This is a genomic window from Dermacoccus sp. GAS27A (genome assembly GCF_044909235.1).
GTDB classification, from domain to species: domain Bacteria; phylum Actinomycetota; class Actinomycetes; order Actinomycetales; family Dermatophilaceae; genus Dermacoccus; species Dermacoccus nishinomiyaensis.
Genome location: NZ_JBIYDW010000006.1, coordinates 73,895 through 85,530, shown reverse-complemented (window position 1 = coordinate 85,530; position 11,636 = coordinate 73,895). Strand labels below are relative to the sequence as shown.

Annotated in this window: 11 protein-coding genes and 1 tRNA gene; 4 read left to right on the top strand and 8 right to left on the bottom strand. The window is 71.3% G+C overall.

Going from position 1 to position 11,636, the window contains the following annotated elements; translation table 11 throughout:
* Positions 1–139 precede the first annotated feature (139 nt).
* From ABH936_RS07900 to ABH936_RS07890, 3 genes are all read right to left on the bottom strand, one after another.
* A tRNA-Met gene (locus tag ABH936_RS07900) sits at positions 140–216 on the bottom strand.
* A gap of 228 nt (positions 217–444) precedes the next feature.
* On the bottom strand, positions 445–969 hold the full coding sequence (locus tag ABH936_RS07895; RefSeq protein WP_062257105.1) for a PPA1309 family protein: 525 nt from the start codon (positions 967–969) through the stop codon (positions 445–447).
* Between the two features lie 20 nt (positions 970–989).
* Entirely contained in the window at positions 990–2,087 is a 1,098-nt protein-coding gene (locus ABH936_RS07890) for a PDZ domain-containing protein (RefSeq protein WP_404602971.1), read from the bottom strand.
* A 170-nt stretch (positions 2,088–2,257) separates the two neighbouring features.
* Here ABH936_RS07890 and ABH936_RS07885 point away from each other — a divergent pair, with 170 nt between their 5' ends.
* Both ABH936_RS07885 and ABH936_RS07880 read left to right on the top strand, forming a co-directional pair.
* Positions 2,258–3,985, top strand: coding sequence for a zinc-dependent metalloprotease (locus ABH936_RS07885; protein ID WP_404602970.1), 1,728 nt, complete (start codon positions 2,258–2,260; stop codon positions 3,983–3,985).
* Positions 3,986–4,062: 77 nt separating this feature from the next.
* A complete protein-coding gene (locus tag ABH936_RS07880) occupies positions 4,063–4,632 on the top strand; it encodes an NUDIX hydrolase (protein WP_404602968.1) in 570 nt (189 codons plus the stop codon).
* Between the two features lie 28 nt (positions 4,633–4,660).
* Here ABH936_RS07880 and ABH936_RS07875 read toward each other — a convergent pair whose 3' ends face one another.
* Positions 4,661–5,278 (bottom strand): M48 family metallopeptidase, encoded by a 618-nt coding sequence (locus ABH936_RS07875; protein ID WP_404602967.1) that lies wholly within the window; start codon positions 5,276–5,278, stop codon positions 4,661–4,663.
* Positions 5,279–5,534: 256 nt separating this feature from the next.
* Here ABH936_RS07875 and ABH936_RS07870 point away from each other — a divergent pair, with 256 nt between their 5' ends.
* Positions 5,535–6,224 (top strand): hypothetical protein, encoded by a 690-nt coding sequence (locus ABH936_RS07870; RefSeq protein ID WP_404602966.1) that lies wholly within the window; start codon positions 5,535–5,537, stop codon positions 6,222–6,224.
* A gap of 73 nt (positions 6,225–6,297) precedes the next feature.
* Here ABH936_RS07870 and ABH936_RS07865 read toward each other — a convergent pair whose 3' ends face one another.
* The 4 genes from ABH936_RS07865 to nudC form a co-directional block, all read right to left on the bottom strand.
* Positions 6,298–6,579, bottom strand: a complete 282-nt coding sequence (locus ABH936_RS07865; RefSeq protein ID WP_006943409.1) for a WhiB family transcriptional regulator — start codon at positions 6,577–6,579, stop codon at positions 6,298–6,300.
* 182 nt (positions 6,580–6,761) lie between these two features.
* Positions 6,762–7,019, bottom strand: coding sequence for a hypothetical protein (locus tag ABH936_RS07860; RefSeq protein WP_006943441.1), 258 nt, complete (start codon positions 7,017–7,019; stop codon positions 6,762–6,764).
* Positions 7,020–7,177: 158 nt separating this feature from the next.
* Complete coding sequence (locus tag ABH936_RS07855) at positions 7,178–9,304, bottom strand: ATP-dependent DNA helicase UvrD2 (protein ID WP_074040401.1); 2,127 nt, start codon at positions 9,302–9,304, stop codon at positions 7,178–7,180.
* A gap of 76 nt (positions 9,305–9,380) precedes the next feature.
* Entirely contained in the window at positions 9,381–10,370 is a 990-nt protein-coding gene (gene nudC / locus ABH936_RS07850; protein ID WP_136788693.1) for an NAD(+) diphosphatase, read from the bottom strand.
* Positions 10,371–10,414: 44 nt separating this feature from the next.
* Between nudC and ABH936_RS07845 the strand changes: the two genes are divergently transcribed.
* On the top strand, positions 10,415–11,623 hold the full coding sequence (locus ABH936_RS07845) for a phosphotransferase (protein ID WP_240742543.1): 1,209 nt from the start codon (positions 10,415–10,417) through the stop codon (positions 11,621–11,623).
* The last annotated feature ends 13 nt before the right edge of the window (positions 11,624–11,636 follow it).

Sequence of the window (11,636 nt, the reverse complement as noted above, 5' to 3'; positions counted from 1 at the left end):
TCTCCCTCATACAGCCGCCTCGGGTGGCCGGCCTGCTCGACAGTGAGCCACCGTCGGCGCACTGAACTCGACGTCATCACCACGACGATCTCAGACAAAAAAAGCCCGCCGCCTCTGAGATCAGAAGCGGCGGGCCACGTGGTAGCGGGGACAGGATTTGAACCTGCGACCTCCGGGTTATGAGCCCGGCGAGCTACCGAGCTGCTCCACCCCGCGTCGGTATGCCTCATACTTTACGAGCAGATGAACAAAGAATGCAAATCGGATGCCGCGTGAGCCTCGTCACCCCTCGCGAGACGCCTCCGCGCTGTGCCCTGCTCGAGCGTCTGCCCACGTTCTCCCCTGCGTGCAAGCGCACCCGGGTGCACTTGAGCGCAAGAGGATGCGAGTGGTCACGGAGCCGTGGAGATGGTCGTGCCGGGTGGTCGCCGCCAGGCCACGTCATCAGGTCAGCGTCGCCTTGAGCGCCTCGACGAGCCCCGGCGCGATGTTCGTGCCGATCGCGACCTTGTCGTCATCGTCCTCGGCACGACGTCGCACGAGGGTGATGATCTCGCCGTTGCGCAGCGCCGCGACGAGCAGGCGCACGTCCTCACGCTGCTCGTGGGTCGCCAGCCGCTGCGCATTCGTCCCGCCGCGACCGAACGTCTCGATCTCGGCCTGCGGCGGCACGATGATGCGCTCGACCGCGAGCGCCACCCCGTCGACGTCCGCCGGCCAAGCCGTGTGCCCTAGCGCCTTCTCGAGGTCGTCACCGCGGATGACGCCCTCCTGCTCGATCGCGGAGAACTCGTCGGGGTCGACGTCGCCGAGCATCGCCGCGAGGGCCGGCTGACGACGCAGCAGCTCACCGTTGCGGGCGAGGGAGAACAGGCGCGCCGGTTGACCCCACCCGTCTGTCGCGACGTGCGCCTCGGTCTCGAGAGCAGCGCGGGTGAGAGGGGACAGCACGGGCTTGACGGCACTCATGCGACCCATCGTAGGGGCGCTCAGCCGCAGCGCGGCAGCCCCTGCGTCGAACCATCGGCGACGTGCTCGACCGTCGAGATGGCGTCCTTGATCGTCGCGACGCGGTAGACGTCGAGCCCGTTCGGCACGTGGCCCTTCAGTTCGGCGCAGTTGTCGGCCGGGGCGAGGAACGCCGTCGCACCGGCCTGGCGCGCGCCGACGACCTTCTCACGGATGCCGCCGATCGCGCCGACGTCACCGGCTGAGTCCATCGTGCCCGTGCCCGCGATCTGCTTGCCACCGGTGAGCGCACCGGGCGTCAGTTCGTCGTAGATCGCGAGGGCGAACATCGTGCCGGCGCTAGGGCCGCCGACGTCGCCGACGGAGATGTTCACCTTGAACGGCATCGTTGCCTTCGGATTGAGCGTCAGCCCCATGACGGCGCGGTCGTCGACCTTCGTCGTCGGCACGGCGAACGTCATCGCCTTGCCGTCGCGGGTGATGCCGAGCTGCACCTTCTGCCCCGGCGTGACCTTCTTCATCTCGCGCTGCAGCGACAGCGAATCCGCAATCTTCACCCCGTTGACGGAGACGATGACGTCCTTGACGCGCAGCAGCTTCTTCGCCTCGCTCGCCGAGTCGGAGATGCCGGCGATCTCGATCATCTCGGGCACGTCGTAGCCCGCCTGACGCGCGGCGACGACCTCGGCCGACGACTGCGACCCCGTCATCTCCGCCTCGTTCTGCTGCTGCACCTGCTCCCGCGTGGTCTGCGGCGCGAACAGCTGCGACTCTTCGTAGATCTGCGCGTGATCGTCGAGTTTCGCGAGCCCGTACTCGATGAGGCTGGGGCGGTTGCCGGGACCGCCGACCATCGAGACCGTCGTGAAGTGCAGGCCGCCCGAGGTCGGGTAGGTCTTCGCGCCGCTCAGCGTCAACACCTTCTTTCCCTCGAAGGTGCCGAGGGTGTCCGGCGCCGGGCCGGGGCGCAGGATGACGTAGGGCACCTTGATGCCGAAGCCTGCGACCACGGCGAGGAGCACGACGACGAAGATCGCCAGCATCACCTTGGTCCGCGTGCGCATCGACGCCCAGCGTGACGGGCGGCGCTCGGCCGCGTCGACGGTTCGGGAACTCATGGGCGCCTCTCGCTGTTGTACGTCACGAAGGAGTCGAACAGCCGTCATCCTCTCACCTGCCCGCAGCGGCGCGGGGCGCACGCTCAGGCCCGCCCGCCGCACGCGCGGCGCCGACGACGGCCGGTAGTGTCGGCTCCAGACGGACACGAACCTCTCGGAAGGTGCGCACCATGGCTAATGACCACAACCCGATGAACCCCTACGGCGGCCGCAAGGACGACGACGAGCGTGGCGACGCGAACGGCGGCGACGGTCTCGAGGAGATGCTGCGCGGCCTCATGGGTGGGGGCACGCCCGACCCGCAGATGATGGATGCGCTGCGCCAGATGGGCATGGGTTCGATGGACCCGGCGCAGATGGGGATGATGCAGGCGCAGCTGCAGGCGATGATGAGCGGCGACTCGGGCTCGGCGTTCAACGAACAGCTCGCGGCGAACGTCGCGCGCCAGGTCGTCTCCGCGGAGGGTGACCCGAGCGTGCCCACCTCGACGAAGAGCGACGTCGCGCAGGTCGCGGCCGTCGCCAACCTGTGGCTCGACGCCGTCACCGACTTCGCCGCTCCCGGCGCCCCGGCCCGTGCCCTGTCGCGCAGCGAATGGGTCGAGGCGACGATGCCGACCTGGCGCAAGGTCGTCGAACCCGTCGCGGGCGGCGTCGGCAACGCCGTCGCAGACGCGATGATGAAGCAGCTCGGCTCGTTCGACGCGAGCGACCTGTCGCAGCTCGGCATCCCCGAGGGCATGTTGCCGCCAGGCTTCGACATCTCCAGCCTCAGCGCTCAGATGACGCCGATGCTCAAGCAGATGAGTGCGCAGATGTTCGGCGTGCAGGTCGGCCAGGCCATCGGCGCGCTCGCGAAGGAGAGCGTCACCGGCACCGAGGTCGGCCTGCCGCTGCTGCGCCCCAACGCCGTCACGATCCTGCCGCACAACGTCGCGTCGTTCGCCGACGGCCTCGAGCTCGACGCCGGCGAGGTGCACCTCTACCTCGCGGTGCGCGAGGCCGCCCGCGTGCGCCTGTACGAGCGCGTGCCGTGGCTCGACGCGGCCCTCATCGCCGCCGTCCAGACGTACGCCGGTGACATCCGCATCGACACCGACGCCATCGAGGAGAAGCTGCGCGACATCGACCCGCAGGACGCCGAGGCCCTGCAGGGAGCGCTCGCCGGCAACCTGTTCTCCCCCGAACCGTCGGATGCGCAGAAGCGCACGCTCGCTCACCTGGAGAACCTGCTCGCTCTCGTCGAGGGGTGGGTCGACGTCGTCACCGACGCCGCGGTCGCGCAGCACCTGCCGAACGCCGCGGCCCTCGCCGAGGTCGTGCGTCGCCGTCGCGCCTCCGCCGGCCCGGCCGAGAAGGTCTTCAGCTCGCTCGTCGGGCTCGAACTGCGCCCGCGCCGCCTGCGTGAAGCGGCAGCGCTGTGGACGCAGCTGACCGACGCGACGGACGCCGCCACCCGCGACGGCGTGTGGTCGCACCCCGACCACGTGCCCAGCGCCACCGACCTCGACGACCCGTCGACGTTCATCGCGCGCGCGAGCGGCGAGGAGACTCCCGAGACGGGCCGCGATGAGATGGACGACGCCCTCGACGCGCTGCTGGCCCAGGGGCTCGCCGAGATGGGCGAGTCGAGTTCGGCCGGCGGCGAAGGCTCCGGCGGTTCATCGACGGGCCGGTCGTCGTCGGATGTCGCGTCGGCCGGTGCCGCGTCCGGTGAGCAGGCCGCCATGAACCCGCGAGACCCGCGTCATGACGCTCTGGACGACCGCGCGGACGAGGCCCCCGGTGACGTCGACCCGACCGGGAGCGCGAAGGGTGGCACGTCGGAGGACGAAGGCGGCGCCGGCGACGGAGACGGCCAGGACGATCCGACGCAGGGTGGAACGCCGGGCGCGTGAACCACTCCATGACATCCGACCACGGGGCCGGGCGGGTCGAGACCCGTTCGGCCCCGCCGTCGCGCCCCGAGCCCGCCATGCCCGAACAGTTCACGGCGCTGCACTCGCAGGCGCTCGCCGACCTGAGCACCTGGACGGCCCCGAATCCGCCGCAGGAGCAGATGCGCGCCCGCATGGTCGAGACCCTGCGACTCGATGCGACGGCAATGTGGCGTCATCACAGCCGAGCCCACTTCACGACGTCGCTGGTCGTCGTCGATGCCGACGCCCGCCGCGTGGCGCTGACGCTGCACGCGAAGGCGAAGCGGTGGTTCCAGTTCGGCGGGCACCTCGAGTGCGGCGACGCAACGCTCGAGGCCGCGGCCCTGCGGGAGGGCCTCGAAGAATCCGGCCTCGCCGACCTGCGGCTGCTGCCTGGGCTGCTCGCCGTCGACATCCATGCTCTCGACGGGGCGTTCGGATGGTGCACGGAACACCTCGACGTGCGGTACGTCGCCGTGGCAGGCGGCGAATCCCTCACGGTGAGCGACGAATCCGACGATGTGCGTTGGTTCGACGTCGACGCCCTGCCCGAGGATGCCGAACCGGCGCTGCGCGAGGCCATCGCCCTCGCATGCGAGCGCGTCCGCGCCAACCCCGGGCTCTGAGCCCCCTCGGCCGCGATCGACGCGGCCGTCACGGCTCCCTCGTCGGGTCGGCGACGTCTCCTTCCTCTTCGCCGAGGTCGTCATCGAGTGACGCCGACGGCGCGGGCGCGGCACGGCGTGCCCCGAACGAGGCGCCGGCGAGGAAGGCCTGGGCGCGTTCGTGCTCCGGGTAGCGGCGCACGATCTCCTGGAAGCGCGGCCCGTGCCCGCGCTCGAGCAGGTGCGTGACCTCGTGCAGGAGCACCGCGTCGACGACGTAGTCGGGCATGCCGACCATCGCGTCGGAGAGCCGGATCGAAGCATCCCCCGGTGAGCACGACGCCCACCTGGTCGTCATGTTCGACACCCACCGCACCGAGGCAGGCTCGGGCGCGCCGGGCACGAAGCGTCGGCTGAGCGCCATGGCCCGCCGCATCAGGGTGTCGTCGTTGCGCTGCGAGCGACTCTTGCGCAGCATCTTGCGCACGAGATCTTCGACGATGCGTGTCTCCTCGCGCGCCGAGAGCGTCGCCGGGGCGAGCACGACGACGACGCCGTCCTCGAAGCGTGCCTGCACGGATCGCGTGCGGCGCGCGCTACGCCGGATCTCGACGTCCTGACCGTCGACGGTGATTCGCGTGGGCGCGGGGGCGGTGGTTCTCGGCATGCCCCGAGGCTATCGACAGCGACTGACAACCCCGGGATCCTGCGTCATCCCCAGGTGTGACGCCTGTGGACGAGCCCTGCGGCGATCTGCGCGCGCGAGGCAGGCTCGAAGACATGACGGGCACCGCCCGTCGTGCTGGATCACCTGCTCTGGTGCGCCGGCCAACCGTTCGCGTGGGCGCCCGACCGTGCCTCGCCACCCACTCGCCGTCCTCGGTATCCGTCCCATCCGCGTCACCCACCCACAGGAGCCTCTCGTGTCCGACACCGTCATCACTCCGCGTCCCCACGTCGCCGAGCGCCGCGCCCTGCGTCACCTCGTGCTGAACGACCTCGACGACACCTCGCTGCACGCCCTCACCGACCCCGAACCCGGTTCCGGTGCCCCCGCCCACGACGCAGGCTGGCGCGACCTCGTCGCCGCCGTCACCCACCGCCCGCGACGCACGACGCGCACCCTCGTCACCGGTCCTGCGGCGCTCGAACGAGCCGTCCTCGACGTCGTCGCCCCGCTGTGCGACGGGGTCGGGGTGTGGGACGGCCGCGCGAGTGCATCCGCGCCCGATCTGCTCATCGGGGCGCTGCCGTGGCGTTACGAAGAACTGGGTGACGTCCCCGATCTGCCCGGCCCGCTGACCGGCCCGGCGCCGGCCGTCCTGCCGCTCGCGTTCACGGCTCGCACCGTCACCGTCGGCCCCGTCGCTGGCGCAGGCGGCGCGTGCGCCGGGTGCGTCAACCCGGCCTATTCGAGCGGGACGCGGCGCCCAGACGCCGCCCTCAGCCCCGCCCTGTTCGCCTTCGCCGCGGGTGCGGCCGGGTTGTTCGTCCGGGCGTTCGCGGCGGGCAACGTCACGGCCTGCTCGATCAGTCTCACCTTCGACATGGCCGCGCCGCACGTCGAGCACCGCCTGTGGTCGTGCACCCCGACATGCCGAGACGCTGCCTGAGCAGCAGCTCGGGCAGCGTGTCGGGTGCATCGGTACCCTGGGTCATCGCGCGCTTCGGGGCGGGCGGTAGCGCTCACGCGGCGTTCTTGCGCGGACGCCCACGCGGGCGCTTGCGCGGCACGACGACGCCGCGTTCGAACAGCTCACCGCCCCACACGCCCCATGGCTCCTGACGCTCCTTCGCGCCCGCGAGGCACAGCTGCGCCGCGGGGCAGGTGGCGCAGAGCGCCTTGGCGAACTCGACGTCCGCCGGGGACTGCGCGAACCACAGCTCGGGGTCAGCGGTGGCGCACGGCGTGTCGACGTCACCGCCCGCCAGGGGTATCAGGGCGTCGGATATCAGGTCTTCGAACATTGCAGTCATGTCGGTCTCTCGCTCTTGCTTCGGAAAGGAGGTGGGCCCCGGTGTCGGGGAGTTTCTGGTGGGGGCCCTGAGCCTCGTTCGCGAAGACGCTCGATGCTGGATCGGTTCGTCACACGAAAGAAGCCGCGGACCCGGGTTCGGATCTCGCGGCTTTCGCTGACGTTCGCAGGTGGCTAGACCACCTGCGCCGTGCAGGAGAGCGGGAAGAACCGAGGGGTGTGGGGGCGACGCTCGGCGCTGAACGGCACGCCCACCTCGTGGAAGATGTGGCGGGCTTCAGAGCCATTGATGCCGGCGGCGTGCAGCCCGGAGCCGATGACGGCCTGGGCAGACGTCTCCCCCGAAAGATCGAGGAGGAACGCCTGAGCGCTCGGGCGCAGGGAAGCACGCAGGGAGGCGGCGTACGTCGTCATCGTCGTGATGATGTCCATGAGGCACCTCCTGGGTCGGCGGTTCGCGTCGGGCGAACTTGGTTCGTTCGTGCGGATCGTTCGCGGCGCACCCAAGGCGCGGCGCGAAGTGGTCTCAGGCTAGCGGCGCCCGCGAGAAGGGAGCAACCGAATTATCGAGAAAGTTCTTCGGCGGCTTCTCAGGCCGGGTCGAAGTCGCCGAATTGCGACGGCTTCTCGACCTCGTCGAGCGGTTTCGCGCCGCCCAGGACGGCGAGGACGGACGCGCCGTACTTGGAGATCTTGGTGTTGCCGACCCCCGCGATGGCGCGCAGGCCGGCGGGGTTCGTCGGCAGCGTCTCGGCGATGGCGACGAGCGTCGCGTCGGTGAAGACGACGAACGCCGGTACCTTGTCTCGCTTCGCGACCGCGGCGCGCCATTCGCGCAGCGCCTCGAACTGGGCCTCGTCATAGGTCGCAGGGCATTCGGTGCAGCGGCCGATCTTGCGCTCGGGCGCGGAGTACAGATCCTTGCCGCAGGTGCGGCACTTCGCCGTCGAGCGCTTGGGGGCGGGCGCGGCGCGCTTCGTCTTCGTCGCCGCGACGACGGCGCCGTCGAGCGAGTCGCCCAGCCCGTCGAGGAAGCGTGACGGGTTGCGCGACGCCCGGCCACCTTCGTGGCGGCTGCGCGAGTAGCTGAGCTGCAGGAAACGGCGCGCACGCGTGATGCCGACGTACATGAGACGCCGCTCCTCTTCGATCGCCTCGGGCGCACTCGCCATCATGATGGGCAGCAGCCCGTCGCTCGCGCCGACGAAGAACACCGCGTCCCACTCGAGTCCCTTGGCCGCGTGCAGCGACGCGAGCGTCACGCCCTCGACCTTCGGCGCGTGCTGCTCGGACGCACGTCGGTCGAGCTCGGCGACCAAGTCGCGCAACCGCGCGCCGGGGACGGTGCGGGCGACGTCCTTGCTCAGTTCCGCGAGGGACTGCAGCGACTCCCACCGTTCACGGCTCGCCCCCGCCGCGGGCGCCTGCTGCGACCAGCCGGCGCCGCTCAGGACGTCGGCGACGACGTCGGGCAACGGTTTCGAGCCGTCGTCGCTGCGGGCCGCGCCGCGCATGAGCAGGACGGCCTTGCGCACCTCGTCGCGGTGGAAGAAGCGTTCACCGCCGCGTATCTGGTAGGGAACGCCCGCGTCGGCGAGCGCCGTCTCGAAGGCCTCGGACTGCGCGTTGGTGCGATACAGGACGGCGATGCCGCTGGCCTTTACGCCGTCGGCGAGGAGCCGCTTGATCTCCTTCGCGACGCCCCGCGCCTCCGCCGGATCGTCGGGGTAGGTGACGAGCTTCGGCGTGACGCCCCCCTCGCGCTGCGCCTGGAGCGTCACGCTGCCGAACGCCTGATCGGCGCGCTTCATCACGTCGTTGGCGAGGCGGACGATGGGCGGGTCGGAGCGGTAGTTGCGCACGAGCTCGACCTTCGCGGCACCCTCGAAGCGCTGGGCGAAGGTGCGCAGATGCCGCGGCGAGGCGCCGGTGAACGAGTAGATCGTCTGCGCCGGGTCACCGACGACGCACAGATCTTTGCGCTCACCGACCCACAGCGACAGCAGGTACTGCTGGACGGTGTTGACGTCCTGGTACTCGTCGACGACGAAGTGGCGGTACTGATCGCGCACCTGACGGGCGATGTCCTCGCGCTCGGCGAGGATGCCGGCGGCCAGGAGCAGGACGTCCTCGAAGTCGATGACGCCGCGCGCGGACTTGACGTCCTCGTAGGCATCGAGCAGTCGCGCCATCGCCGTGACGTCGAGATCGGCGGGCTGACGGCCGGCGCGCCGTGCTGCGGCCGGGTAGGTCTCCGGGGTGAGCATCGAGACCTTGGCCCACTCGACCTCACCGGCGAGGTCGCGCAGCCCGGTGCGATCGACCTGCAGACGCAGCCGCCCCGCCGCCTCGCCGACGAGGCTGCCCTTCGTCCCGACGACCTCCGGCGCGCCCCCACCGATCGCCTGCGGCCAGAAGTAGCGTAGTTGGCTCAGCGCCGCGGCGTGGAAGGTGCGTGCGACGACCTGCGGGACGCCCAACTCGCGAAGGCGCGTGCGCATCTCGCCCGCAGCACGCGCGGTGAACGTCACCGCCAGCGTGCGCTGACCGACGAGAGCGCCCGAGTGCACGCCGTACGCGATGCGGTGCGTGATGGCGCGCGTCTTGCCCGTGCCCGCGCCGGCGAGGACGACCATCGGGCCGAGCGGGTTCGCCGCGACCTCCCGCTGCTGCGGGTCCAGACCCGCGAGCACCGAATCGGCGTCATGCTCGTTCACTGCTCAGGTACTCCTCGAAATGGTCGTTCGTCGCGATGCGGGTGGGCGGGTTGGTCGGTCGGATCGTGCGCCACCGTCACGGGAGCGGCTCACCGTACCAATGCTCGATGAGAGCGCGCGCGATCGACAGGCGCCCCGGCAGCGCGAGGGAACCGTCGGCGAGGCCCTGACGGACGTCGGCGCGCGAGTACCACCCGATCTCCTCGATCTCGCCCTCCTGAGCGCGCAGCGGTGTCGTCACCGCACGCGCGATGCAGCCGATCATGACGGAGGCGGGAAAGGGCCACGGCTGGCTGCCGAGATAGCGCACGTCGGTGACCTCGACGCCGGACTCCTCGAACGTCTCGCGCGCCACGGCCTGCTCGAACGACTCCCCTGGCTCGACGAAACCCGCGAGCACCGAACGGTGCGGGCCCTTCCAGCGTGGGCCGCGGGCGAGCAGGAGGCGCGAGTCGTCGGGGTCGGACTCGTCGACGATCGCCATGATGACGGCCGGGTCGGTGCGCGGGAAGTGATGCGAACCGTCCGCTTCGCAGCGACGCACCCAGCCCGCCTCGACGACGATGGTGGGCGCCCCGCAGCGCGGGCAGTGCGTGTGCGTCGCATGCCACTGGGCCAACGCGACGGCCGCGGTGACGCAGGCGAGGTCGTCGCCCGACAGTTCGAGCCCGATGTCGCGCAGGGTGCGCCACGACGGCGCGTCGTCGCCGTCATCCTCCGAAGTCGTGGCGGTAGCCGCGTTGCCAGGGCGCTCCCCCGTCGGCGCAGGGACCGGTGCGTCGTCCTGCGGGCGAAGCACGGCGAGCGCGGGGCCGTGGGACGTCTGACCGAGGTAGAGGACGACACCGCCGGTGTCGAACCACTGCCGATCCTGGGCCTGTGGTGCGCGCCAGAGCAGCTGGCTGCGCCGTTGCGGCACCGAGGCGCCGCGCACGTCGAGGACCCGCGTCGTCGCGACGGCGAGCAGCCGCTCGATGAGATCCGGTTCGGAGCGCCGCAGCGCATCACGGTCGACGACGGCGTCGCCGAGGACGAGATCGGGCAAAGGTCGCGTGGCGTCGGGCATGCCTCCCAGGCTAGACGCCACCTCCGACATACGGTGTGGGGGTGATGCGCTCGCCCCTGCTCCTCGCCGCCCTCGCCGACGCCGCCGTGCCCGGAATCCGCCCCATCAAGGTCGAAGGCCTGCCCGTGCCGGCCGGCGACCTCTACCAGAGTGCCCACATCACGGGCGCCGACGGCCGGGTCTGGCTCGTCCGCTCCGCGCTGACTGGAGCCGCAGGCGCCGAACTCGCCGCATCCGACGCCCTCGTGCAATTGCTCACGCGACGCGTCGACTTCGACGTGCCCCGCGTCGAGGGCTCCGCCCGCCCGAAGGAGGGATCGGCCGTTGCCGTCTACGCGCGCCCCCGCGGCAAGGCGCTCGACTGGCGCCACCTCGCCGGACGCTCCGCCGCGGCGCGTGCCCTCGGCCAGGCGCTCGCGCACCTGCACGGCGTCGACCCGCGCGTCGTCGAGGAGGCCGGCCTCGCCACCTACGACGCCGACACCTACCGTCAGCGTCTGCGCGCCGACGTCGATCGCGCCGCCGCGACGTCCCGGGTGCCGTCGGCCCTCATCGCCCGCTGGCGCGAGGCCCTTGACACGCCGGCGTTGTGGCGCTTCTCGACGACGGTGACGCACGGGCCGCTGCGCGGCGCCGACGTCCATGTCGACGAGGGTGAGGTGAGCGCCATCAGCGGCTGGGAGCATGCCGGCGTCGCCGACCCCGCGCGCGACTTCGCGCTGCTGTGGAACTCTGCGCCGCAGCAGGCGTTCGACACCGTGTTCGAGGCCTACGCCGCCGAACGCGCCGAGCGGCCCGACCCGAACCTGGAGCGCCGCGTCCGCCTCATGGGCGAGATGGAACTCGCGTACGCGCTGCTCGCAAGCCGCACGATGGGCGACGACGCGCGCGTCGAGCGTCACGCCGCGGCGCTGGAGGAACTCGCCTTCGAGGTGGAGGGCGACTCGAGTCTCCTGCCGCCGGCGCGCCGCGCGGGCACGGCGCCGATCGACCTCGTCCCCCCGCTCGACCCCGCCGACATCGAGGTCGTCGACGCCGAGGTCGGCGAGGAGGACGCCACCGTCGAGATCCCCGTGCGCCTGGCCCCGGAGCGAGAGGACCGCTCCGAGCACGCGGGCGCCACGCGCGTCGATGGCGACGCCGCGCGCACCCGACTGCCTCACGGCTCGTCCGAGGAGCCCGCGGCCTCGAGCGACGACTCGGCAGGCGCCGTCGCCGACGAATCGTCCGGCGGGAACGCGAGATCCCGCTGACCGCTCGGGCCGC